At 69.1% G+C, this 24,759-nt stretch carries 20 protein-coding genes; 1 reads left to right on the top strand and 19 read right to left on the bottom strand.

Annotated elements, in window-relative coordinates; translation table 11 throughout:
* Window positions 1-35 precede the first annotated feature (35 nt).
* From folM to rho, 4 genes are all read right to left on the bottom strand, one after another.
* Window positions 36-749 carry a dihydromonapterin reductase gene (gene folM, locus ACGTNG_RS09735; RefSeq protein WP_394576824.1) on the bottom strand — a complete coding sequence of 238 codons (714 nt, stop codon included), beginning with the start codon at window positions 747-749 and terminating at the stop codon, window positions 36-38.
* The gene (locus ACGTNG_RS09730) at window positions 746-1,525 is read right to left on the bottom strand and encodes an NAD(P)H-flavin reductase (protein ID WP_394576823.1); all 780 of its coding nucleotides are present in this window, start codon (window positions 1,523-1,525) and stop codon (window positions 746-748) included. The genes folM and ACGTNG_RS09730 overlap by 4 nt, the downstream gene beginning before the upstream one ends.
* Entirely contained in the window at window positions 1,522-3,018 is a 1,497-nt protein-coding gene (gene ubiD, locus ACGTNG_RS09725; protein ID WP_394576822.1) for a 4-hydroxy-3-polyprenylbenzoate decarboxylase, read from the bottom strand. The genes ACGTNG_RS09730 and ubiD overlap by 4 nt, the downstream gene beginning before the upstream one ends.
* Window positions 3,019-3,214: 196 nt before the next feature.
* Window positions 3,215-4,474, bottom strand: coding sequence for a transcription termination factor Rho (gene rho / locus ACGTNG_RS09720; RefSeq protein WP_138181403.1), 1,260 nt, complete (start codon window positions 4,472-4,474; stop codon window positions 3,215-3,217).
* Window positions 4,475-4,927: 453 nt separating this feature from the next.
* Here rho and ppx point away from each other — a divergent pair, with 453 nt between their 5' ends.
* Window positions 4,928-6,466, top strand: a complete 1,539-nt coding sequence (gene ppx, locus ACGTNG_RS09715; protein WP_394576821.1) for an exopolyphosphatase — start codon at window positions 4,928-4,930, stop codon at window positions 6,464-6,466.
* Here the strand turns inward: ppx and tilS are convergent.
* The 15 genes from tilS to frr form a co-directional block, all read right to left on the bottom strand.
* Window positions 6,455-7,762, bottom strand: coding sequence for a tRNA lysidine(34) synthetase TilS (gene tilS, locus ACGTNG_RS09710; protein ID WP_394576820.1), 1,308 nt, complete (start codon window positions 7,760-7,762; stop codon window positions 6,455-6,457). The genes ppx and tilS overlap by 12 nt on opposite strands.
* 7 nt (window positions 7,763-7,769) lie before the next feature.
* Entirely contained in the window at window positions 7,770-8,723 is a 954-nt protein-coding gene (gene accA, locus ACGTNG_RS09705; RefSeq protein ID WP_394576819.1) for an acetyl-CoA carboxylase carboxyl transferase subunit alpha, read from the bottom strand.
* 292 nt (window positions 8,724-9,015) lie between these two features.
* The gene (gene dnaE / locus ACGTNG_RS09700) at window positions 9,016-12,522 is read right to left on the bottom strand and encodes a DNA polymerase III subunit alpha (RefSeq protein WP_394576818.1); all 3,507 of its coding nucleotides are present in this window, start codon (window positions 12,520-12,522) and stop codon (window positions 9,016-9,018) included.
* A gap of 210 nt (window positions 12,523-12,732) precedes the next feature.
* Window positions 12,733-13,359 carry a ribonuclease HII gene (gene rnhB / locus ACGTNG_RS09695; RefSeq protein ID WP_394576817.1) on the bottom strand — a complete coding sequence of 209 codons (627 nt, stop codon included), beginning with the start codon at window positions 13,357-13,359 and terminating at the stop codon, window positions 12,733-12,735.
* The gene (gene lpxB, locus ACGTNG_RS09690; RefSeq protein ID WP_394576816.1) at window positions 13,356-14,570 is read right to left on the bottom strand and encodes a lipid-A-disaccharide synthase; all 1,215 of its coding nucleotides are present in this window, start codon (window positions 14,568-14,570) and stop codon (window positions 13,356-13,358) included. The genes rnhB and lpxB overlap by 4 nt, the downstream gene beginning before the upstream one ends.
* Window positions 14,571-14,583: 13 nt before the next feature.
* Window positions 14,584-15,351: an acyl-ACP--UDP-N-acetylglucosamine O-acyltransferase gene (gene lpxA / locus ACGTNG_RS09685; RefSeq protein WP_394576815.1), complete on the bottom strand. Its 768-nt coding sequence runs from the start codon at window positions 15,349-15,351 to the stop codon at window positions 14,584-14,586.
* On the bottom strand, window positions 15,348-15,791 hold the full coding sequence (fabZ, locus tag ACGTNG_RS09680; RefSeq protein ID WP_108445272.1) for a 3-hydroxyacyl-ACP dehydratase FabZ: 444 nt from the start codon (window positions 15,789-15,791) through the stop codon (window positions 15,348-15,350). The genes lpxA and fabZ overlap by 4 nt, the downstream gene beginning before the upstream one ends.
* A 107-nt stretch (window positions 15,792-15,898) precedes the next feature.
* Window positions 15,899-16,936, bottom strand: coding sequence for a UDP-3-O-(3-hydroxymyristoyl)glucosamine N-acyltransferase (gene lpxD, locus ACGTNG_RS09675; protein ID WP_394576814.1), 1,038 nt, complete (start codon window positions 16,934-16,936; stop codon window positions 15,899-15,901).
* Window positions 16,937-16,967: 31 nt separating this feature from the next.
* Window positions 16,968-17,474: an OmpH/Skp family outer membrane protein gene (locus ACGTNG_RS09670; protein WP_394576813.1), complete on the bottom strand. Its 507-nt coding sequence runs from the start codon at window positions 17,472-17,474 to the stop codon at window positions 16,968-16,970.
* A gap of 25 nt (window positions 17,475-17,499) precedes the next feature.
* Window positions 17,500-19,845, bottom strand: a complete 2,346-nt coding sequence (gene bamA, locus ACGTNG_RS09665) for an outer membrane protein assembly factor BamA (RefSeq protein WP_394576812.1) — start codon at window positions 19,843-19,845, stop codon at window positions 17,500-17,502.
* Window positions 19,846-19,932: 87 nt separating this feature from the next.
* Window positions 19,933-21,291: a sigma E protease regulator RseP gene (gene rseP / locus ACGTNG_RS09660; RefSeq protein ID WP_394576811.1), complete on the bottom strand. Its 1,359-nt coding sequence runs from the start codon at window positions 21,289-21,291 to the stop codon at window positions 19,933-19,935.
* A gap of 39 nt (window positions 21,292-21,330) precedes the next feature.
* Window positions 21,331-22,509 carry a 1-deoxy-D-xylulose-5-phosphate reductoisomerase gene (gene ispC, locus ACGTNG_RS09655; protein WP_394576810.1) on the bottom strand — a complete coding sequence of 393 codons (1,179 nt, stop codon included), beginning with the start codon at window positions 22,507-22,509 and terminating at the stop codon, window positions 21,331-21,333.
* Window positions 22,509-23,309 (bottom strand): phosphatidate cytidylyltransferase, encoded by an 801-nt coding sequence (locus ACGTNG_RS09650; protein WP_394576809.1) that lies wholly within the window; start codon window positions 23,307-23,309, stop codon window positions 22,509-22,511. Before ACGTNG_RS09650 ends, ispC begins: the two co-directional genes overlap by 1 nt.
* A 4-nt stretch (window positions 23,310-23,313) precedes the next feature.
* Window positions 23,314-24,084 (bottom strand): polyprenyl diphosphate synthase, encoded by a 771-nt coding sequence (uppS, locus tag ACGTNG_RS09645; RefSeq protein WP_394576808.1) that lies wholly within the window; start codon window positions 24,082-24,084, stop codon window positions 23,314-23,316.
* A 115-nt stretch (window positions 24,085-24,199) separates the two neighbouring features.
* Window positions 24,200-24,757, bottom strand: a complete 558-nt coding sequence (frr, locus tag ACGTNG_RS09640; RefSeq protein ID WP_394576807.1) for a ribosome recycling factor — start codon at window positions 24,755-24,757, stop codon at window positions 24,200-24,202.
* Between the last annotated feature and the right edge of the window lie 2 nt (window positions 24,758-24,759).

Raw genomic sequence — 24,759 nt, 5'->3', positions numbered from 1 at the left:
CCTCTTCGGGGTTGTCATCAGGGGTGCCGGGCATTCTAGCGAAGATGCCGCCCGCCATCGACTGGCAGGGTGATGCCCGTCACGAAGCGATTGTCGAGCAGGTAGCGCAGGCTCTGATAGATCACCCCGGGCCCGGGGATCATCTCCATGGCCGACTTGGCGCGCGCCTTCTCAGCGTAGGCCTCGTCGTCGCCCTGGTTGAGCATGATCATCGCCGGAGCGATGGCGTTGACCTGGATGCTCGGCGCGAACATGGCGGCAAACGACAGCGTCAGGTTATCGAGCCCCGCCTTGGTGGCGGCGTAGGCGGCGTGCTTGCGGGAGCCCTTCTGCACCACGTAGTCGGTCAGGTGAACGATGTCGCGCTGGGGCTCGCTGCAGGCCTCGAGCAGCTCCTGGCCGTGCAGGTTGATCAGGTAGGGCGCCAGCATGTGCACGCGAAACAGCCGCTCGAAGTTGGCGCCGGCATCATCGCCGCGGCTGTCCGGCGCCCAGTCGCTGGCGTTGTGCACGATGGCACGCAGCGAGGAGGTCTCGGCCTTCAGCCGCTCGAGGAAGTCCATGATGCCCGCCTCGCTCGAGAAATCCGCTGGCAGGGTGACGATGCCCCGGGCACGCAGCGCCTCGAGCTCCTCGCGTTCGCGCCGATAGCTGATGATCACCGGGTGGCCGTCGTCGCGCAGGCGCTCGGCGCAGTGGCGTCCCAGGCGCTGGGCCCCGCCGGTGATCAGGATCGGCGAGGCGCTCATGAACCGCTCTCCCTCACCAGGCTCCCCGCGGTGGGCACGATGGGATCCCGGGGGGCGTAGGCGAAGACGTCCGAGAAGACTCGCGAGGCCGAGAGCCCCAATGAGGCCAGCACGTCGACGCAGGCATAGACCATGCCCGGCGAGCCGGAGACGTAGACATCGTGGCCGGAGACGTCCTCGAGGCCGGTCGCCAGTGCGCGGTCGATGCGGCCGTGATGGGCCTGAACGCGCGGCCCGTCGATGGCCTGTTCCGGCGCGACCTCGGTCACGGCATGGAAGCGCACCTTGGCATGCCCTTCCGCCCACTCGCGGGGCAGGCGCTCCAGGTAGAGGTCGCGACGCTCGCGGGCCGCCCACCACAGATCGATCTCGCGGTCGGGATCCTCGTGCAGGGCCGCCTCGGCGATCGCCTTCATCTGCGAGAAGCCGGTGCCGGCGGCGACCAGCAGCAACGGGCGCGTGCTGTCCGGGTCCAGCACGCAGTCGCCGCCGGGCAGGCGCACGGTCAACCGCTCGGCGACCTGCATCAGCTCACGCAGCCGCGCCGAGTTGTCGCGCTCCGGCCAGTGCTGGATGTGCAGCTCGATGGTGCCATCGCCGGCATGGGCGTTGGCGATGGAGAACGGCACCCAGATGTCCTCGGCGAGCTGGAGTTCCAGGTACTGGCCGGGGTCGTGGGCCACGGCCTCGGCGCGGCCCTCTAGCCGGACGCGGAAGACGTCCGGGGTGAGGTCCTCGACCTCGGTGACCAGGCAGGTCAGGGTCCTTGGCGTCATGAATGCCTCGTGTCGTTGTCAGGGGGAAGCGTGATGCCCAGGTCGTTCCAGCGGTCGCTGACGCGGGCCTTGACGGCCTCGTCCATGACGATGGGCGTGCCCCACTCGCGGTCGGTCTCGCCGGGCCACTTGCTGGTCGCATCCAGGCCCATCTTGGAGCCCAGGCCGGCCACGGGGGAGGCGAAGTCCAGGTAGTCGATGGGGGTGTTCTCCACCATCACGGTGTCCCGGGCGGGGTCCATGCGGGTGGTGATGGCCCAGATCACGTCCTTCCAGTCGCGGGCGTCGACGTCGTCGTCGAGCACCACCACGAACTTGGTGTACATGAACTGGCGCAGGAAGCTCCACACGCCCATCATCACCCGCTTGGCGTGCCCAGGGTACTGCTTCTTCATGGTCACCACCGCCATGCGGTAGGAGCAGCCCTCGGGGGGCAGGTAGAAGTCGACGATCTCGGGAAACTGGCGGCGCAGGATCGGCACGAACACCTCGTTCAGCGCCAGCCCCAGGATCGCCGGCTCATCCGGCGGCCGACCGGTGTAGGTGGAGTGGTAGATGGCGTTCTCGCGCATGGTCATGCGCGTCACCGTGAACACCGGGAACTGCTCGACCTCGTTGTAATAGCCGGTGTGGTCGCCGTAGGGCCCCTCGGGCGCGGTGTCGTCCGGGTAGATGAAGCCCTCGAGGATGATTTCGGCGGAGGCCGGCACCTGCAGGTCGGCGTGGCCGCACTCGACGAGCTCGGTGCGCGAGCCGCGCAAGAGCCCCGCGAAGGCGTACTCGGAGAGGCTGTCCGGCACCGGCGTCACGGCGCCGAGGATGGTGGCCGGGTCGGCGCCCAGCGCCACGGCCACCGGGAAGGGCTCGCCGGGATGCGCCTTCTGGAACTCCTGGAAGTCGAGCGCCCCGCCGCGATGGGAGAGCCAGCGCATGATCAGCCGGTTCCTGCCGAGCTTCTGCTGGCGGTAGATGCCGAGGTTCTGGCGCGCCTTCTGGGGCCCCTTGGTGATCACCAGCGGCCAGGTGACCAGCGGCGCGGCGTCGCCCGGCCAGCAGTGCTGGATCGGCAGGCGGTCGAGGTCGACCTCGTCGCCATCAAAGACGAGCGCCTGGACGGGGGCCCGGCGCACCGTCTTGGGGCCCATGCTCATCACCTGCTTGAAGATCGGCAGCTTGCTCCAGGCATCACGGAAGCCCTTGGGGGGCTCCGGCTCCTTGAGGAAGGCCAGCAGCTCGCCCACCTCACGCAGCGCGGCCACCGAGTCCTGCCCCATGCCCATGGCCACCCGCTTCGGCGTGCCGAACAGGTTGCCGAGCAGCGGCATGTCGTGGCCCTTGACGTTCTCGAACAGCAGGGCCGGCCCGCCGGCCCGCAGGGTGCGATCGCAGATCTCGGTGATCTCGAGGTAGGGGTCCACCTCGGCGGTGACGCGCGTGAGTTCTCCCTGCTCCTCGAGCACCGCGATGAACTCGCGAAGGTCCTGGTACTTCATTCGGATATCCCGCTCCAAAACGAGGAAGGGGCAGCATAGCATGCTGCCCCTTCCCGATACCGCCGACAGGACACATCTGCGGAGACGGGCCGATTAGGAGGCGCTGTGGCCCCATCCCTGGGCGCTACCGACGCCATCCCTGGTGTAGGACCTCCTCTTCGGCCCGCCGCCGTCACCGCTTATCGTGGCAAGTCGATCAACGGCGCTTCATGGCCTCGAAGAACTCCAGGTTGGTCTTGGTATCCTTCAGGCGATCGATCAGGAACTCGGTGGCGGCCGTATCCTCCATGGGATTGAGCAGCTTGCGCAGGATCCACATGCGCTGCATCTCGTCCTCGGAGGCGATCAGGTCCTCGCGGCGGGTGCCGCTGCGGCGAATGTTCATCGCCGGGTAGACGCGACGCTCGGCCAGCTTGCGGTCGAGGTGGGCCTCCATGTTACCGGTGCCCTTGAACTCCTCGAAGATCACCTCGTCCATCTTGGAGCCGGTGTCGACCAGCGCCGTGGCGATGATGGTCAGGCTGCCGCCCTCCTCGATGTTACGCGCCGCGCCGAAGAAGCGCTTGGGCTTCTCCAGGGCGTGGGCGTCGACGCCGCCGGTCAGCACCTTGCCGGAGCTCGGCACCACGGTGTTGTAGGCGCGGGCCAGGCGGGTGATGGAGTCGAGCAGGATCACCACGTCCTTCTTGTGCTCGACCAGGCGCTTGGCCTTCTCGATGACCATCTCGGCCACCTGCACGTGACGGGCCGGGGGCTCGTCGAAGGTCGAGGCCACCACCTCGCCGCGCACCGTGCGCGACATCTCCGTCACCTCCTCGGGGCGCTCGTCGATCAGCAGCACGATCAGGTGGCACTCGGGATTGTTGCGGGTGATGGAGGTGGCGATGTTCTGCAGCATCAGGGTCTTGCCCGCCTTGGGCGGGGAGACCAGCAGGCCGCGCTGGCCCTTGCCGATGGGCGCGGTGAGGTCGATGATCCGCGCGGTGAGATCCTCGGTGGAACCGTTGCCGATCTCCATGCGCAGCCGCTCCTGGGGGAACAGCGGCGTGAGGTTCTCGAAGAGGATCTTGTGCTTGGCGTTCTCCGGCTTGTCGAAGTTGATCTCGCTGACCTTCAACAGCGCGAAGTAGCGCTCCCCCTCCTTCGGCGGACGAATCTTGCCGGAAATGGAGTCGCCCTTGCGCAGGTTGAAGCGGCGAATCTGCGACGGCGAGACATAGATGTCATCGGGGCCGGCCAGGTAGGAGCTGTCGGCGCTGCGCAGGAAGCCGAATCCATCCTGCAGGATCTCCAGCACGCCATCACCGAAGATCGGCTCACCGCTCTTGGCATGCTTCTTGAGGATGGCGAAGATGATGTCCTGCTTGCGGGAGCGCGCCAGGTTGTCGATGCCCATCTCGCGGGCGATCTCCAGAAGCTCCGGCACTGGCTTTTGCTTGAGTTCGGTAAGATTCATCGGTGTGTTCAGAATTTGCTCGTGGAAGCCGGGCGGCAGTGCGCCGTGAGGAAAGACAGGAGGCGAGACGATGACGCCCTGTGGATGCGTTCAGAGCCCGGACAGGCTACCTCTCGTCGTGAAGCATCGAATGGCCTGGGCGGGCAGCCGCCATCGAGAGGGGGTGCCGGGCCGATATCGGAAGCGAGGAAGCAGGTTCGTTTTCGCCTGATCAGCGATGCCGGGCACGTGGCCGGGATCGCAGGCTGAAGCAGTGGGCTGTCTGACGACTTGGAAACTGACCGCGACGGGAACGCCGTGGGACGGTCGTGAAGCATTCGGAACAGGCGAACGCCTCGATATTAGTCAAGGGCGCGAGCAAACGCAAGCCCTGCCGCGGCGGCCGTCGCGGGGCAATTGACAACGCCGGATGCCACCCGCAACCTCCTTTCCCATAGCCCATCAGGACTCGCCATGACAGTGCCAACGGACCGGTTCTCAGTCGCCGCGAGCGACCCCGCGATCACCGCCGAGCCCCGCCGCCTCGCCGCCATCGATCTCGGCTCCAACAGCTTCCACCTGCTGGTCGCCAACTACCAGGACGATCGTCTGCAGGTGGTCGCCCGGCTCGGCGAGAAGGTGCAGCTGGCCGCCGGACTCGACGAGGAGGGCGTGCTGCGCGAGGACGCCATGACCCGGGCGCTGGACTGCCTGGCCCGCTTCGCCCCCTTCCTCGAGGGCATCGACCGCCGCGACCTGCGGGTCGTCGGCACCAACGCCCTGCGCGATGCGCGCAACAGCCAGACGCTGATCGACCGCGCCGAGGCCCTGCTGGGCACCCGCATCGAGATCATCGCCGGCCGCGAGGAAGCGCGCCTGATCTATCTGGGCGCGGCCCATGCGGTGGCCGAGGATGGTCGCCGACTGATCGTCGACATCGGCGGCGGCTCCACGGAGTTCATCATCGGCGAGCACTTCGAACCGCTGGCCCTGGAGAGCCTGCGGATGGGCTGCGTGACCTTCACCCGGCGCTTCTTCGACGGCGGCGAGCTCAGCGAGAAGCGCATGCACCGCGCCGAGCTCGCTGCCCTCTCGGAGCTGGCCAACATCCGGCGCCCCTACCAGCGCCTGGGCTGGAGCGATCCGGTGGGCTCCAGCGGCACCATCAAGGCCGCCGCCGCGGTGATCGCGGCGGCCGGCCAGGGACCCGAGGGGGTGATCACTCGCGAGGGCCTCGTGGACCTGCGTCGCCAGCTGATCAAGTGCAAGCATCTGGACAAGGTCGACATGCCCGGGCTCAAGGCCGACCGCTCGCGGATCTTCCCCGCGGGCATCGCGATCCTCGGCGCCATCTTCGAGGCCTTCGAGCTGGAGCAGATGCGCTTCGCCGACGGCGCGCTGCGCGAAGGCGTGCTCTACGACATGGTGGGCCGCCACAGCCCCGAGGATTCGCGGCTCAAGACCCTGGACGGCCTGGCCCGCAACTACCGGGTGGACTCACGCCAGGCCGAGAACGTGGCCGCGACGGCCCTCGCGCTCTGCGAGCAGGTGCGTGAGGCCTGGGCGCTGGACGATGACGAGGTCCGCTTTCTCGAGTGGGGGAGCCGGCTCCACGAGATCGGCCTGGCCATCTCCCACAGCCAGTTCCACCGGCACGGCGCCTACCTGCTGGAGCACTCCGACCTGGCCGGCTTCTCGCGCCCGGAGCAGCGACTGCTGGCCTTCCTGGTGCGCGCCCACCGGCGCAAGTTCCCGGTCAAGGAGTGGCAGGCGCTTCCCGACAGCGAGCAGCGCTCCCACGCCCGGTTGGCGCGCCTGCTGCGCCTGGCCGTGCTGATCAACCACTCCCGGCCCGAGCAGCCGCCCGACGTGTCGCGCCTCGCGGCCGACGGCGAGTCGCTGCACCTGACCCTCGCCAACGAGGAGGACCCGGCCCTGCTGCTCAACGATCTGGAGCAGGAGGTCGACTACCAGGCGGCCGCCGGCTTCACGCTGACGCTGTCACGCGGCTGACCACCCTTCGGCCGCGAGCCGCCAGCGCCCCGACGGCGCCAGCACCGCCACCGCCTCCTCGCCGTGATGGACCACCAGCAGCCGCCCGCGCTCCCAGGGCGGCACCTCGAGTTCCTGCAGCAGCCGCTTGAGGTCGCGCCGACCGCGCCCGGCCAGGCGCAGGCGCTCGCCGCCCCCGCGCGGCGCCACCCTCAAGGAAACCGCGGCGCCGTCGTCCCGACGCAGCGTGACGTTCCACACGCCCCAGGGCGTGGCGAGCGGTGCCTGCCCGTCCCATGCCACCGGCCACTCCAGCCACCCTCCGCCCCGTCCGTCGTCAGACGGTCCCTCCTCGACGGGCCTCAGCAGGTAGAGATGGCCCCGCCAGACCCGCGCCTCGACCCCGGGCCAGGCCACCCGCACCTCGCCGTCCACGCGCGCCTCGAGCTGGTCGAGCAGCGATTCGAGGCGCCGGGCGGGCGGGGTCGAGAGACCCAGGCGCTGGCAGGCATAGCGAATCAGCAGCCGTTGGCGCGGGGCGGAGAGCGCCTGGAGCTCGACCACCGGCAAGAGGGCCGGATCGCCGCCGAGGCGCGCAAGGTCCAGCGCGGCGAGCTCGTCGAGCAGGTCGTCGGCCTCACCGGCCAGCGCCGCGCTGCGCGCGAGGCGAGGCGTCGCCGCGGGCCAGCGGGTCTCGAGCAGCGGCAGCACGCGATGGCGCAGGAAGTTGCGATCCAGGCGCTCGTCCGCGTTGCTGGGATCCTCCACCCAGGCGAGCCCGAGGCGTTTCGCCTCGGCCTCGAGGGCGGCCCGCGACGCGCCGAGCAGCGGACGCGCCAGGCGCCACCCTCGCCCGTCGCGGCTCGATGGCATGCCGGCCAGGCCGCGCACGCCGCTGCCGCGCAGGGCGGCCAGCAGCAGGGTCTCGGCCTGATCGTCGGCGTGCTGGGCCAGCCACAGGGTCTCGCCCGGCGCCAGGCGTCGCGCGAAGGCGGCGTAGCGCGCCTCCCGGGCGGCGCCCTCCACGCCCTGTCCGGCGGACCGATCGACGTCGACGCGCTCGACCCACAGCGGCACGCCGAGGTGCGAGGCGAGCCGGCGGCAGTGGCGCGCGAAGTCGTTACCGGCGGCCTGCAGGCCGTGATGGACGTGCAGGGCGCGCAGCGGGCGGGGATGGCGTCGGCAGGCGTCGACCGCCAGCGTCAGCAGCAGGGAGGAGTCCAGGCCGCCCGACAGGGCGATCCAGACACAACGCCCCGGCGGGGTTCCCGCCAGGGCGTCGTCGATCGAGGACTGCAGCGCGCTTTCCTCGCGCATCGGGGGCTTACACCGGGGCGCCGTAGCTCATCAGGCGCTGGTAGCGGCGCTCGAGCAGGCTCTCCATGTCCATCGCCTCGAGACGATCGAGGCTCGCCAGCAGCGAGGACTTGATGCGCTCGGCGGTGGTCACCGGGTGACGGTGGGCGCCGCCCAGCGGCTCGGCGACCAGGGTGTCGACCAGGCCCAGCTCCTTCAGGCGCTCGGCGGTGATGCCCATGGCCTGGGCCGCATCGGGAGCCTTGTCGGCGCTCTTCCAGAGGATCGAGGCGCAGCCCTCGGGAGAGATCACCGAGTAGGTGGAATACTGCAGCATGGCGAGCTCATCGCAGACGCCGATGGCGAGCGCCCCGCCGGAGCCACCCTCGCCCACCACGGTGGCCAGGATCGGCGTCTTGAGGCGAGACATCACGGCGAGGTTGTAGGCGATGGCCTCGGACTGGCCACGCTCCTCGGCGTCGATGCCGGGATAGGCCCCGGGGGTGTCGATGAAGGTCAGCACCGGCATCTTGAAGCGCTCGGCCATCTCCATCAGCCGGCACGCCTTGCGATACCCCTCGGGGCGCGGCATGCCGAAGTTGCGGCGCACCTTCTCCTTGACGTCGCGGCCCTTCTGGTGGCCGATGACCATCACCGGCTTGTCGTCCAGCCGGGCGATCCCGCCGACGATGGCGGCATCATCGGCGAAGTGGCGATCGCCATGGAGCTCGTCGAAGTCGGTGAAGACGTGCTCGAGGTAGTCCAGGGTGTAGGGCCGCTGGGGATGACGCGAGAGCTGGGAGACCTGCCAGGGAGAGAGATCCTTGAAGATGGACTCGGTGAGCTTGCGGCTCTTCTCCTCGAGGCGGCCGATCTCGTCATTGAGATTGACCTGGCTGTCGTTGCCGACCAGCCGCAGCTCCTCGATCTTGGCCTGGAGCTCGGCAATGGGCTGTTCGAAATCGAGATAGTTGGGGTTCATTGGCCAGACGCCTTGTCATGTTTCATCGCCCCTCCCACCCGGGAGGGCGATGCCAAAAAATTGCGCGTGGCGAGCATTATCGCACCCTCAACGCAAGGCGCAAGGCAGCAGCGAATGGCGCCTGGGCGAGGAGCGTCGGGGACGGCGCGAAAGGGAGGTCATTTGCCAGGGATGGCAAATGTAGCGCCCAGGGAGGGGTTCACCGCGCCTCCCTGTAGCGCCGTCGCCGGCATCGATCGGGTCGGAAACGCTCGTACCAGCCTCCCGGACTCGCTCCTGATCTCTCCTCCGCTCAGCGGTACTTGAGGCGCACCCCGTTCTGCCCCTGCACCTCGCGCAGGCCCGTGAGCAGGTCGTCGGAGGGCGTGACCCGCCAACCGTCGGCGAGCTCCAGCCAGCCCGATGCCTCGGCGTTGCGATACTTGAGCCGCACCGGCAGGCCCGCCTCGTCGCAGTAAGGCGCTAGGCTCGCGCGCAGGCTGTCCACCAGGCGGCCATTGAGGCGCTCGCCGTCCAGGGAGAGCTCCACCGCCTGGCCGAAGCGGCTGCGCGCCTCGACCATGGGGGTGACCTCCTTGCCGCGCAGGCGCAGCCCGCCGGAGTAGTCGTCGCTGGAGACCTCGCCCTCGACGATCATCACCTGATCGGCCTCGAGGCGGCCGCGCAGCTGGTCGAAGAGCTCGCCGAACAGCGACGCCTCGATGCGCCCAGTGCGATCGTCCAGGGTGAGGAAGGCCATGGTGTCGCCGCGCTTGGACTTCATGGTCCGCACGCCGACGACCAGCCCGGCGACGCGCTGGGGCTCCCGCGACGGCTTGAGGTCGCCGATGCGGGTCGAGACGAAGCGGGCGAGCTCCTGCTCGTACTCGTCGATGGGGTGCCCGGTGAGGTATAGCCCCAGGGTGTCCTTCTCGCCGGCCAGGCGCTCCTTGTCGGTCCACTCCCGGGCCTGGCGATAGTCGGCGTAGGCGTCCTGCTCGCCTTCGTCCGGCGCGGCGAAGGCCTCGCCGAACATGTCCATCATGCCGAGGTTCTGGTTGGTCTGGTTCTGGGCCGCGGCCTTGAGGGCATCCTCCAGCGCCGCGGTGAGCACCGCGCGGCTCGGCCCCAGGGTGTCCAGCGCTCCGGAGCGGATCAGCGCCTCGAGGGTGCGCTTGTTCATGCGCTTGGGGTCGACCCGGCGACAGAAGTCGAAGAGGTCCGCGAAGGGGCCGTCCGCCTCGCGAGCCTCGACGATGGCGCCGATGGGCCCCTCGCCGACGCCGCGGATCGCGCCCAGGCCGTAGACCACCCGCGCCTGCTCATCGACGGTGAACTTGTAGCCGCCGACGTTGACGTCCGGCGGGGTCACCGTGAGCCCCAGGTGGCGGCATTCCTCGATCAGCGGTACCACCTTGTCGAGGTTGTCCATCTCGGTGGACATCACCGCGGCCATGAAGGGCCCCGGGTAGTGCGCCTTGAGCCAGGCGGTCTGGTAGGAGACCAGCGCGTAGGCCGCCGAGTGCGACTTGTTGAAGCCGTAGCCGGCAAACTTCTCCACCAGGTCGAAGATGTTGCCGGCGAGGTCCTTGTCGATGCCGTTGGCCGCGCAGCCCTCCATGAAGCCGGCGCGCTGCTTGGCCATCTCCTCGGGCTTCTTCTTGCCCATGGCGCGGCGCAGCATGTCGGCCTGGCCCAGGCTGTAGCCGGCCATCACCTGGGCGATCTGCATCACCTGCTCCTGGTAGAGGATGATGCCGTAGGTGGGCCCGAGCACCGGCTTCAGGAGCTCGTGCTGATAGTCCGGGTGGGGGTAGGAGATCTCCGCCCGGCCGTGCTTGCGGTTGATGAAGTCGTCGACCATGCCCGACTGCAGCGGGCCGGGGCGGAACAGCGCCACCAGGGCGATCATGTCCTCCAGGGAATCGGGCAGCAGGCGCTTGATCAGCTCCTTCATGCCGCGGGATTCGAGCTGGAAGACCGCCGTGGTCTCGGCCTTCTTGAGCATCTCGAAGGTCGGGGCGTCGTCGAGCGGGATGGTGTCGATGTCCAGCGGCCCCTGCCCCTCGACGGCGCGCACCTTGTCGACCATCTCCAGCGCCCAGTCGATGATGGTCAGGGTACGCAGGCCCAGGAAGTCGAACTTGACCAGGCCCGCGTCCTCGATGTCGTTCTTGTCGAACTGCACCACCAGGCCGTTGCCCTCCTCGTCGCAGAGCAGCGGCGAGAAGTCGGTGAGCTTGGTCGGCGCGATCACCACGCCGCCGGCGTGCTTGCCGGTACCCCGGGTGATGCCCTCGAGCTTGAGCGCCATCTCCCAGATCTCGGCGGCCTCCTCATCGGCCTCGAGGAACTCCTTGAGCTGGGGTTCGGCCTCGATCGCCTTGGCCAGGGTCATGCCGACCTCGAAGGGGATCAGCTTGGAGAGCTTGTCGCCCAGCGAATAGGGCTTGCCCTGGGCGCGGGCCACGTCGCGCACCACCGCCTTGGCGGCCATGGTGCCGAAGGTGACGATCTGCGAGACCGCGTCCCGGCCGTAGCGATCGGCCACGTAGTCGATGACGCGGTCGCGCTTCTCCATGCAGAAGTCGACGTCGAAGTCGGGCATCGAGACCCGCTCGGGGTTCAGGAAGCGCTCGAACAGCAGGTCGTAGCCGATGGGATCGAGATCGGTGATCTTCTGCGCGTAGGCCACCAGCGAGCCGGCACCGGAGCCGCGCCCCGGCCCCACCGGGACGTCGTTGTCCTTGGCCCACTGGATGAAGTCCATCACGATCAGGAAGTAGCCGGGGAAGCCCATCTGGATGATGATGTTGAGCTCGAAGTCGAGGCGCTCGCGGTAGCGGGCATCGATCTCAGCGTACTCCTGGCCGTCCCTCGGATAGCGCTCAGCCGGAAAGAGGAAGTCCAGGCGCTCGGTGAGACCGTCGTGGGAGACCTTGCGGAAGAACTCGTCCTGGGTCATCCCCTCGGGGATCTCGAACTCGGGCAGGAAGATCTCGCCCAGGCGCACGTCGACGTTGCAGCGCGCCGCGATCATCACGCTGTTCTCGATCGCCTCGGGGATATCGGCAAACAGCTCGGCCATCTCCTCGGGGCTCTTGAGGTACTGCTCCTCGGTGTAGCGGCGCTCGCGGCGCTTGTCGTCCAGCGCCTTGCCCTCGCCGATGGAGACCCGGGTCTCGTGGGCCCAGAAGTCCTCGCGCTCGAGGAAACGCACGTCGTTGGTGGCCACCACCGGGGTGCCGGTCTCGAGGGCGAGATCCACCGAGAGGTGCACGCACTCCTCCTCCAGGGAACGCCCGGTGCGGGTCAGCTCCAGGTAGAAGCGCCCCGGGAAGGCGGCATTCCACTCCGCGAGCAGCTCGCGGGCCTCGTCGGGGTGGTCGCTCAACAGGTGACGGCCCACCTCCCCTTCCCGGCCGCCGGAGAGCGCGATCAGCCCCGCGCTCTGCTCCAGCACCCAGGCCTTGTCGAGCAGCGCCTGGCCCTGGCGCTGGCCGTGCATCCAGCCCCGGGAGATCAGTTCGGTGAGGTTGCGATAGCCGGTGTCGTCCATGGCCAGCAGGGTCAGGCGATAGGGGTGCGCCTCGTCGTGGGGATTGGCCAGCCACAGGTCACTGCCGATGATCGGCTTGAGCCCGGCGCCCTGGGCGCCCGTGTAGAACTTGACCAGGGCGAAGAGGTTCGCCTCGTCGGTGAGCGTCACGGCGGGCAGGCCCTGCGCCACGGCGGCCTTGATCAGCGGCTTGAGACGCACCAGGCCGTCGACCAGGGAGAATTCGCTGTGCACGCGAAGATGAACGAAGGGTGCGGTCATGGCAGGCTCAGGCTTGAGTGATGAATGAATCAGCGAAAGAACGAAGGCACAGGGCTAGCGACTCCGGCGCTGTCCTCGGGGCTGATCCGTCGACGAGTCTGCGAGGAGGCGCTGTGAACCCATCCCTGGGCGCTACTTTTGCCTTCCCTGGCAAAAGACCTCCTCTTCGACTCGTCCCCGGCGCCCCTCGTCGCGGACACTGTTACTGGGCTAAAGCAGCGCCAACTGGCGCTTTACCGGGCCGAAGGAGCGGCGATGCTCGGACAGCGGCCCCAGGCGCTCTAGGGCGGCCAGGTGCTCGCGGGTCGGGTAGCCCTTGTGGCGGGCGAAGCCGTAATCGGGATGCCGGGCATCGAGGGCCACCATGCCGGCGTCGCGCTCGACCTTGGCCAGGATCGAGGCGGCAGCGATGGCCGGATGGCGGGCATCGCCCTTGACCACCGCCTGGCCGGGAACATGATGCCCGGGCAGGCGATTGCCGTCCACCAGCAGGTACTCGGGCCCCGGGTCCAGGGCGTCGATGGCACGACGCATGGCGAGATGGGTCGCGTGATAGACGTTCAGCGCATCGACCTCGGCGGCGCAGGCCTCGGCCACGGCGAAGGCCAGCGCCCGCTCGCGGATCTGGATGGCCAGCGCCTCGCGCCGACGCGCCGTGAGCGCCTTGGAGTCGTTCAGGCCCTCGATGGGGCGCTCAGGATCGAGGATCACCGCCGCGGCGACCACCGGGCCGACCAGCGGGCCGCGACCCACCTCGTCGACCCCGGCCAGCCGGTCGCCGACGTAGTCGATCGAGAGCGGCGGTAGCGTCTTGCCCTTCACGACCGGCCCTTTCATCGCTCGCCCTCGAGGAGGGCGGCCTCGCCCGCCTCGGGGGCCACGCTCGCCGGCAGGGCGCGCCCCGCCACCAGCGCCTCGATGGCCTCGCTGGCGCGCCGACTGGCGTCACGTTGCAGGGCCGCGTGCATCTCAACGAAGCGCGCCTCCAGGGCCTGGCGTCCCGCCTCGTCGTCGAGCAGTGCCCCGAGGCGCTCAGCGATCGCCTCGGGGCTCGCCGCGTCCTGGATCAGCTCCGGTACCAGGGTCTCGCGGGCGATCAGGTTGGGCAGCGAGATCCACTCGGTGTTGACCAGGCGCTTGGCCAGCCAGTGGGTCGCCGGCGCCATCTTGTAGGCCACCAGCATGGCGCGGTGGCAGAGCATCGCCTCCAGCGCCGCGGTGCCGGAGGCGAGCAGCACGGCATCAGCGGCCACCATGGCCTCCCGCGAGCGGCCGTCGATCAGGGTCACGCGCCCGTCGAGCGCCGGACGCGTCGCCAGCAGCGCCTCGAGCTCGCCGCGCCGGGCCGGGGTGGCGGCCGGCATCACCACCGAGAGCGTCGGGCGCTCGCGGCACAGCCGCTCGACGGCCTCGAGGAAGGTCGCGCCGAGGAAGCGGATCTCGTTGGCGCGGGAGCCGGGCAGCACCGCCAGCAAGGGGCCCTGCTCCGGTTCCGGCAACCCCAAGGTCTTCCGCTCACCCTGCCGGTCATTGACCAGCGGCAGCTCATCGGCCAGCGGGTGGCCGACGAAGGCCACCGGCACCCGGTGTCGCGCGTAGAAGGCCGCCTCGAAGGGCAGGAAGGTGAGCATGGCGTCCACGGAGCGGGCGATGCCTTTGACGCGCCCCTGGCGCCAGGCCCATACGGAGGGGCTGACGTAGTGGGCGGTGGTGAGGCCGGCCTCGCGCAGCTGACGCTCGAGGCCCAGGTTGAAGTCCGGGGCGTCGATGCCGACCATGATGTCCGGCCGCCAGGCCAGCGCATCGCGCTTCAGCGCACGGCGCACCATGACGAGCCCCGGCAGGTGCTTGAGCACCTCGACGAGGCCCATCACCGAGAGCGTCTCCAGGGGATAGCGGGTTTCGATGCCCTCTTCGATCATCTGCGGGCCGCCGATGCCGCGGAACTCGACGCCCGGATGGCGCGTCTTGAGCGCACGCATCAAGCCGGCGCCGAGGATGTCGCCGGAGAGCTCGCCGGCGACGAGATAGACGCGGCGGACCGTCATGACCTCGCCCACCTCAGCGGACGATGCCGCGGGTCGAGGCCTCGATGGAGGCGGCGAAGGCCTCGGTCTCGGGCAGCGCAAAGCTGACACGGATCTGCTCGAGCGCCTGGTCGGTGGTCAGTCCCTGGCGATAGACCAGCTTGTAGGCCTCGCTCAGGCCACGGATGGCCTCCTTGGAGAAGCCGCGGCGGCGCAGCCCCACCAGGTTGAGGCCATGCACCTGGGCGGGGTTGCCGTTGATCATCACGTAGGCCGGGGTGTCCTTGGTGATAATCGAGCCGCCGCCGGCCATGGCATGGTCGCCGAAATGGCAGAACTGGTGGACCGCCGAGAGCCCGCCGAGGATCACGAAGTCGCCCAGCTTCACGTGGCCGGCCAGGGTCACCTGGTTGGCGAAGATGCCGTCATTGCCGATCACGCAGTCATGGCCGACGTGGACGTAGGCCATGAAGAGGTTGCGCGAGCCGATGACGGTCTCGCCGCGATCCTGGACGGTGCCGCGGTGCAGGGTGACGCCCTCGCGGATGACGTTGTCGTCGCCCATCACCAGGCGGGTCGGCTCGCCGGCGTACTTCTTGTCCTGGCAATCCTCCCCCACCGAGGCGAACTGGAAGATGCGGGTGCGCGCGCCCAGCACGGTGGGGCCCTTGATCACGACATGGGGACCGATGCGGCTGCCGGGCCCGATCTCGACATCGGCCCCGATCACGCTGAAGGGGCCGACCTCGACATCATCGGCCAGGCGCGCCGCGGGATCGATGAGGGCGGTGGGGTGTATCAAGCGACCTTCCTCTCGGCACAGGTGATGTCGGCCTCGCAGGCCAGCTCGCCGCCCACGGTGGCACGGCAGATGAACTTCCAGATGCCGCGCTTGGTGCGCTCGACCCGAGCCTCGAGCACCAGCTGATCGCCGGGCATCACGGGGCGCTTGAAGCGCACGTTGTCGCTGGCGACGAGGTAGTAGACGTAGCCGTCGGCGGGCAGCTTGTTGACGGTCTTGAAACCGAGGATGCCGCAGGCCTGGGCCAGGGCCTCGACTACCAGCACGCCGGGCATGATCGGGTGATGCGGAAAGTGGCCGTTGAAGAACGGCTCGTTGATGCTGACGTTCTTGTAGGCAACGATGGATTCGCCCAGCGTGAGCTCCGTGACCCGATCCACCAGCAGGAAAGGATAGCGGTGGGGCAGATACTCACGAATCTCGTTGATGTCCATTACCATCGTAGCGACCTCTGAAATGACAGGATGCCCTTCCCGGGGAGGGGCACGGCCGGCGCTCGGGCGCCGGCGAAGACAGGCGGTGGATTATACCGCCCCATGACCGGGCCTCAACCGCCGCGACCGACCTTCTCGAGCCGCGACAGGCGACGGGCGATGTCGTCGAGCTGCTTGAAGCGCACCGCGTTGCGGCGCCACTGGGCGTTATCCATGGCGCCGGTGCCAGACGAATAGATACCCGGCTCGAGGAGCGAGTTGGTCACCAGGCTCATGCCGGTGACCTGCACGCCATCGGCGATGGTCAGGTGGCCGGAGAGGCCCACGCCGCCGCCCAGCATGCAGTGCTTGCCCACCCGGGTGGAGCCGGCGATGCCCACGCACCCGGCCAGGGCGCTGTGATCGCCGATCTGCACGTTGTGGGCGATCTGCACCTGGCTGTCGATCTTCACGTCGTCGCCGATCACGGTGTCGCCCAGCGCGCCGCGATCGATGCTCGAGCAGCTGCCGATCTCGACGTCGTCGCCCAGCACCACGCCCCCCAGCTGGGCGATCTTGTGCCAGCGCCCGCCGTCATGGGCGAAGCCGAAACCGTCGCCGCCGATCACGCAGCCGCTGTGCAGGATCGCCCGCCGGCCGATCACCACCCCGTGGCAGACGGTGACGTTGGCGTGCAGGCGCGAGCCTTCGCCGATGCGCGAGTCCGCCCCCACCACGCAGCCGGCGCCGATGACGACGTCGTCGTCGAGCGTGACCCCGGCCTCGATCACCGCCTGGGGACCGATGGCCACGTTGTCGCCCAGGCGAACGTCATCGGCGACCACCGCCGTGGGGTGGGTGCCGGTCGGCGTGCGACCGATCAGGGGGTCGAAGAGGCGCGACAGCTCGGCATAGCCGAGGTAGGGGTTGTCCAACTCCAAGCTGGCCACCGGGCAGGCCTCGCCGTGGGCGGGCGCCAGCAGTACCGCGGCGGCGCGGGTGTCGGGCAGGTCCTTGAGGTAGGCGCGATTGGCGAGGAAGGCCACCTGATCCGGCGTGGCGTCGCGCAGCGTGGCCAGGCCGCTCACCCGCCGCTCCCCGTCGCCCTTGAGGCGGGCTCCCAGGCGCTCGGCGATGTCGGCCAGTGTGAGGGTTCGGGCGTCTTGATTCATGGGGACTCACTATCGTGGGGGGACGGCCGGCTCAGTAGAGGGCGTTGAGGCGCTCGGTGACTTCGCCGGTCAGATCCGGCAGGTCCTGCTCGGCGTGCAGCACGCCGTTGGGCTCCACCAGCACCGCGACGCCATGGCGATCGATGACCTGCCGGACCACCTGATCCAGCTTGGGCTCGGCCTCTTCGAGGAAGCCCTGCTCGGCCTCGCGGCGCGCCTGGCCGATCTCCCGGCGCAGCTGCTCGAAGCGCCGCCCCTTCTCCCGGAACGCCTGAAGGGTGGTGCGTCGCTCGGTCTCGGTCATGCTCTCACGGCCGCCCTGCAGGCGCTGCTGCATGCCCTGAAGCTCCTCGCCCAGGGCCTTCGCTTCCTGCTGCTGGCCGGCGAGGCGAGCACGCAGGTCGTTCATGGTGCGCTCGGCGGCATCGGTCTCCATCAGCGCGGCCCGCCAGTCGAGCACCGCCACCTCGGCGGCCTGGGCCGGCGCGATGGTGGCGACCAGCAGGCCGAGGCAGAGGGCGGCAGTCAGCTTGCGCATGCGGGCTTCCTCGGACGGGGCCGGATCAGAAGGTCTGACCCAGCGAGAACTGGAAGAACTGGGTATCGTCCCCGTCCTTGTCGTTGAGCGGCTCGGCGACGCTGAAGGTCAGCGGCCCCACCGGCGTCAGCCAGGAGAGGCCGATACCGGCGCTGTAGCGAAGCTCGCCCAGATCCACGCCGGACTCGCAGCGCTGGCGGTCGGCGTCCTCGTCGAGCACCGGGTAGCAGTCGGTGAGGAAGGTGTTGCCGGCATCCAGGAACAGCGAGGCCTGCAGCGAACGCTGGTCCTCGACGAAGGGCACCGGGAAGAGCACCTCGGCGCTGCCCTCCACCAGGACGTTGCCGCCCAGTGTGCGATCGTCGCCGCCGGCACGCTCGGTGGTGGGCGGCCCCAGGGTGTTGCCGGTGAAGCCGCGCACCGAGCCGAGGCCCCCGGAGAAGAAGTTCTCGTAGAACGGATAGGGATCGTTGCCGACGGTATCGGCGTAGCCCAGCTCGCCGCTGAACTTCAGCCCCCAGGTCTGCTCCTCGTTGAAGGGGATGATCTGGCGGGCCTGGGCACGCATCTTGTAGTACTCGGCATCGCTGCCGGGCACCGAGGACTCCAGCGACAGCCGCTGATAGTTGCCGGAGGTCGGCATGATGCCGCGATTGAGGTTGTTACGGGTCCAGCTGGCCGAGAGCTTCAGGCTCTGCGCATCGCTGCCCTGGTCGTCGACGTAGCGCTGAACCTCCGAGGAGGTGTCGCGATAGGTCTTGATCGACAGGTCCTCGACGCTGGCACCGAAGTTCAGGCGGGTCAGCTCGTTGATCGGGTAGCCGAAGTTGATCCCGCCACCGAAGGAGTCGGTGGAGTAGGTCGAGATGTCGGAATCCTCGTAGTCGGTCTCGCGGTAGAAGAGGTTGTAGCCGCGGGAGATGCCGTCGAGGGTCCAGTAGGGATCGGTGAAGCCGAAATTGAGGCTGGTGTAGGTGTCGCTGCGCTGGGCGCCGATGTTGACGCGATTGCCGGTGCCCAGGAAGTTGTTCTGGGAGAGCGAGGCGCCGTAGATCACCCCGGCGCTCTGGGAGAAGCCGATGCTCGCCGAGATCGAGCCCGAGGGCTGCTCCTCCACCGTATAGGTGACGTCGAGCTTGTCGGGCTGGCCGGCCACGGGCCGCGTCTCGACGTCGACCTGCTTGAAGAAGCCCAGGCGCTCCAGGCGCTGCTTCGAGCGACTGATCGACTCGGTGGAGGCCGGCGCGCCCTCCATCTGGATCATCTCGCGGCGCAGCACCTCGTCCTGGGTGGTGGTGTTGCCGGTGAACTCGATGCGCCGCACGTAGGCGCGTCGGCCGGGCTCGACCCGGAAGACCAGGTCCACGGTATCGCCGGAGGTCGCGACCTCGGGAATCCCGTCGACGTTGGCGAAGGCGAAGCCCTCGGCACCGAGCCGCGAGCGCAGGGCCTCCGTGGAGGCGGTGACGTCGCTGCGCGAGAAGATCTCGCCGCTCTCGACCTCCAGCAGCTCCCGGGCCTCGCGCTCGGCGATGCGCAGGTCGCCGGAGAAGCGGATGTCGCCGAGCCGATACTGGCGGCCCTCGTCGATGTTCACGGTGACGAAGATCTTTGACTTGTCGGGGCTGATCGAGACCTGGGAGGACTCGATGGCGAAGTTCACGTAGCCGCGATCCAGGTAGAAGGAGCGCAGCCGCTCCAGATCGCCGGCCAGGGCCTCCCGGGAGTACTCGTCGCTGGAGAACCAGCCGAAGAACCAGCCCGGGGAGTCCTCGAGTTCGAAGAGCTCGCGCAGGCGCTCGTCCTCGAAGTCGCGATTGCCGACGATGTTGATCTGGCGGATCTTGGCGACCGCGCCCTCGTCGATGTCGATGTTGACCTGGACCTGCCCCTCGCCCACCTCCTCGACGGAGGTCTCGATGCGGGCGCTGTAGCGACCCTGGGACTGGTAGACGCCCTCCAGCTCACGCTGGATCTCCTCGAGGGTGGAGAGCTGCAGGACCTGTCCCTCGTTGAGGCCGGCCTGCTTAAGGCCGTCGCGCAGATCCTCGTCGGGAATCTGGCTGTTGCCCTCGATCTCGAGCCGCGCCAGCGTCGGCCGCTCGACCACCTGGATGATCAGCACGTCGCCCTCGCGGGCGAGGCTCACGTCCTCGAACAGGCCGGTGGCGAAGAGCTCGCGGGCCGCCTCGGCAAGTTCGCGCTCGTCGACCCGGTCGCGCGCCGTGACGGGGAAGGCGTTGAACACGGAGGCAGGAGAGACACGCTGCAGTCCTTCCACCCTGATGTCGGAAACGTCAAAGGGATCCGCCAGTGCCGTCTGGGCACCGGCAAGCAGCAGCGCCGCCAGTCCGATGGTCTTGATTTTCATGCAATCGATTCGCTCGCGTTGGTCTGCCGTCCGGTCCAGACAGGCACCTTATACATTTGTCATGGCCACTGACAAGCCGGCGCCCGGCTACCAGAGCCGCATCAGGTCGAAATAGAGCGCCATCAGCATCAGGGTGCCAACCAGGGCCAGACCGATGCGCAATCCCACCGCCTGGGCCTGCTCGGAGACCGGACGACCGCGCACCACCTCGACGAAGTAATAGAGCAGGTGGCCGCCATCGAGCACCGGGATCGGCAGCAGGTTCAGCACCCCGAGGCTGATCGAGAGGTAGGCCAGGAAGCTGACGAAGCTCTCGAAGCCGCTGCGCGCGGAATCGCCGGCGATGCGGGCGATGGTGATCGGGCCGGAGAGGTTGGACGGCGAGATCAGGCCCACCACCATCTTGCGAATGGCGCCCAGGGTCAGCACCGTCATCTCACCGGTGCGAGCAAGCGACTCGCCGACGGCGGCCAGCGGCCCATAGCGGATCTCGCGGCGATACTCCTCGGGCCAGGCGACGGGCTCGGCACCGGCGCCGATATAGCCGATGGCCTCCCCCGCCTCCTGCGGGCGACGCCGGGGCGTGAGGGAGAGGGTGCGCCGCTCGCCGTCACGGCGCACCGCGACCTCGAGGGTCTCGCCGGGGCTTGCGCGCACGCGATCGACGAAGGCCATCCAGTCGGCCACCGGCTCGCCGTTCACCGCCACCACCTCGTCGCCGGCCCGCAGGCCGGCCTCGGCGGCGGCCTCGCCCTCGACCACCTGGCCGAGCACCGCCGGGATCATCGGTCGCCAGGGCGTCACGCCCAGGGTCGTCAATGGCTGCGGCGGATCCTGACGCACCAGCCAGTCCTCGACCGGCAGTCGATAGGTCCGGGGCGTGGCGGTGGCATCGTCGCGCGCCGCCACCTCGAGCGCGCCGCTCTCGCCGATGGCCGACACCAGCTTGAGGTTGATCTCCTCCCAGGAGCGCACCGCCGCGCCCTGCACCGCGGTGATCTCCTGACCCGGCGTGAGCCCCCCCTGGCTCGCCGGGGAGTCGGGCGTGACGCTGCCGACCACCGGCGCCACCGTGGTGGTGCCTGCCACGAACAGCGCCCAGTAGGCGACGATGGCCAGCAGGAAGTTGGCCAGGGGGCCCGCGGAGACCACGGCGATGCGCTGCCAGACGGTCTTGTTGTTGAAGGCGAGGTGCCGCTCGGCGGGGTCGACGGGGCCCTCGCGCTCGTCGAGCATCTTCACGTAGCCGCCCAGCGGGATGGCGGCCACCGCGAACTCGGTGCCGTGGCGATCCCGGCGCGACCAGAGCGGTTTGCCGAAGCCCACCGAGAAGCGCAGCACCTTGACGCCGCAGCGCCGCGCGACCCAGAAGTGGCCGAACTCGTGAAAGGTGATCAACAGGCCGAGTACCACGATGACGGCCAGCACGTTCTGGATCAGGCCCACGGCAGTCTCCTTGCAGTCAACAGCGTCATGGCGCGCGCCTCATTGCCGCGCCAGCCAGTCATGGGCCGCCTGCCGGGCGAGGGCATCGGCCGCGAGCACGGTCTCGAGATCGCGCACGGCCTCGACCGGACGCGCCTCGCGCACCCGCGCCACCAGTTCGCCGATGCCGGTGAAGCCGAGGCGGCCATCGAGGAAGGCCTCCACCGCCACCTCGTTGGCGGCATTGAGCACCGCCGGCGCCGTCCCTCCGGCCGCCATGGCCTCGCGGGCCAGGCGCAGGCAGGGGAAAGCAGATTCGTCGGCGGGCTCGAAGTCGAGCCGCGCGACCTGGAAGAGGTCCAGCGCCTCGACGCCGGCCTCGATGCGCTCCGGCCAGGCGAGCCCGTAGGCGATCGGCGTGCGCATGTCCGGGTTACCCAACTGGGCGATCACCGAGCCGTCGCTGTAGGCGGCCATCGAGTGGATCACGCTCTGCGGATGCACCACCACCTGCACCTGATCGGGGCGGGCATCGAAGAGCCAGCACGCCTCGATCAGCTCGAGCCCCTTGTTCATCAGGCTGGCGCTGTCCACCGAGATCTTGCGTCCCATCGACCAGTTGGGATGGGCGCAGGCCTGATCGGGGGTCACCGAGGCGAGATCGGCCGCCGTCCAGCCGCGAAAGGGGCCGCCGGAGGCGGTCAGCAGCAGCTGCGTCACCCCATGACGCGCCAGGCCGCCGCGATGTTCGACGGGTAGACACTGGTAGATGGCATTATGTTCGGAATCGATGGGCAGCAGGGTGGCGTCGTGGCGCGCGACCGCGTCCATGAACAGCGCCCCGGACATCACCAGGGCCTCCTTGTTGGCCAGCAGCACCCGCTTGCCGGCCCGCACGGCGGCGAGCGTCGGCAGCAGGCCGGCGGCGCCGACGATGGCCGCCATCACGGTGTCCACCTCGGCGGCCTCGGCCACCTCGACCAGAGCCTCGGCCCCGGCACGTACCTCGGTGGCGAGCCCCGCCTCGCCCAGGCGTGCGCGCAGCCAGGCGGCATCCCGCTCGGTGTCGAGCACCGCCAGGGCCGGCCGGTGGACCCGGCACTGGGCCAGCAGCGCCTCCCGGGAGCGATGGGCGGTCAGCGCATGCACCCGGTAGCGTTCCGGGTGGCGAGCGAGCACCTCCAGGGTGCTGGTGCCGATGGAGCCGGTCGCGCCCAGCACGGTCACCCGGCGCGGCATCACAGCACGCCTCCCTGCAGCAGGGCGAACAGCGGCACCGCGGCGGTCAGGCTGTCGATGCGATCGAGCACCCCGCCGTGGCCCGGCAGCAGCCGGCTGGAGTCCTTGATGCCGCGATGGCGCTTGAGCATGCTCTCGAGCAGATCGCCCAGCACCGAGGCGAGCGCCACCACCAGAGTCGCCGCCAGCAGCGCCAGGCCGGAAGCGAGGCCGAGGCCCTGCCAGACGGCGAAGACGATCGCCAGCACGGCGGTGACCGCGAGCCCCCCGGCCACGCCCTCACGGGTCTTGCCGGGGCTGACGGCGGGCGCCAGCTTGCGACGGCCGAACGCCTTGCCGACGAAGTAGGCGCCGATGTCGGCGCCCCACACCAGCAGCAGCACGAAGAGCAGCCAGACGGCACCGCTCTCGCGCAGCACGTTGAAGCCGACCCAGGTGGGCAGCAGCACCCAGAGCCCCATGGCCAGGCGCATACCGGTCGATTGCCACTGCGCGAGGCGATCGGGATAGCCGGTCACCCAGTAGAGGTTGACCAGCCAGCCCAGCGCGCCGAGCCACAGCGGCCAGGTGGCCCCGGCCGCGCCACTCGACCAGCACAGCGCGATCAGCACGGCGAGGCCGGCCACCGGCCACAGGCGCCGCGCCGGCGCGGCGATGCCGGCGAGGTTGGCCCACTCCCAGGCGCCGAGCAGCACGATGGCCGCGGTGAAGAGGCCGAAACCCCCGCCCTCGAGGCCGAACAGGCCGAACAGGGCCAGGGGGGCCAGCCAGGCCGCGGTGATGATGCGTTGTCTGAGCACGTGGTTACTCCCCCTGCTGCGCCTCGAGCTGCTCATCGGTCATGCCGAAGCGCCGCTGGCGGCCCTGGTAATCGGCCAGGGCACGATCGAAGGCCTCGCCGTCGAAGTCCGGCCACAGCACGGGCGTGAAATGAAGCTCGGCGTAGGCCATCTGCCAGAGCAGGAAGTTGGAGATACGCTGCTCGCCGCTGGTGCGGATGCAGAAGTCCACCGGGGCGTCGCCGGCCAGGCTCACCGCCTCGTCCATGGCCTGCTCGTCGATCGCCTCGGGGGCGAGCTCGCCGGCGGCGACCCGCTCGGCCAGGCGACGCGCGGCGCAGGCGATGTCCCAGCGCCCGCCGTAGTTGGCCGCGATCACCAGGTGCAGGCCGGTATTGTCGCGGGTCAGCGCCTCGGCGCTCTCGATGTGCTTCTGGATCGAGGCGGAAAAGCCGCTGCGCTCTCCGATCACCGAGAGGCGTATGCCGTGGCGGTGGAGCTTCTTGACCTCGCGCTGGAGCGCCATCAGGAAGAGCTCCATCAGGGCGTTGACCTCGCTGGGAGGACGCTTCCAGTTCTCGCTGGAGAAGGCGAACAGGGTGAGGGTCTCGATGCCGCGCTCGGCAGCGCGGCGAATGACGGCACGCACCGCCTCGACGCCGGCGTGGTGGCCGCGGATGCCGGACAGGCCGCGAGCCTTCGCCCAGCGGTTGTTGCCGTCCATGATGATCGCGACATGGCGCGGCAGCGGGGCCTCGGAGGCGGCAGAGCCGCGGGGGGAGTGCGGTGACGTCATGATGTCTCGCATGGCGGGTAAGAGCATGAAGGCCGACGAGCCGCGAGCCGAGGGCCCGCGGCTCGCCGAGGGGCGTTCCGTCGCCGTCGGCGCTCGCCAGCGCCGATCGCCGTCCTCAGACCTGCATCAGGTCGTGTTCCTTGGACTCCAGCGCCTTGTCGATCTCGGCGACGATGCTGTCGGTCAGCTTCTGGATCGCATCCTCGGCCTGGCGCTGCTCGTCCTCGGTGATCTCCTTCTCCTTGAGCAGCGACTTGATGTCGCCGTTGGCGTCGCGGCGCACGTTGCGCACCGCCACCCGGGCGTGCTCGGCCTCGGAGCGCGCCTGCTTGATGTAGCCCTTGCGCGTCTCCTCGGTCAGCATCGGCATCGGCACGCGAATCACGTTGCCGGCGCTGGCCGGGTTGAGGCCCAGATCGGAGGTCATGATGGCCTTCTCGATCTTCGGCACCATGCTCTGCTCCCAGGGCACCACGCTCAGGGTGCGGGCGTCCTCGACGTTGACCGAGGCCACCTGGTTGAGCGGCATCTGGCTGCCGTAGTACTCGACGGTCACCGCATCCAGGATGCTGGGATGCGCCCGACCGGTACGGATCTTGTTGAAGTTGGAGTGAAGGGCCTCGAGGCTCTTCTTCATGCGGCTTTCCGCATCCTTCTTGATGTCGTCGATCACTG

The sequence above is a fragment of the Halomonas sp. B23F22_3 genome (assembly GCF_043496965.1).
Taxonomy (GTDB): Bacteria; Pseudomonadota; Gammaproteobacteria; order Pseudomonadales; family Halomonadaceae; genus Halomonas.
This window is presented reverse-complemented; position numbering and strand designations above follow the sequence as displayed.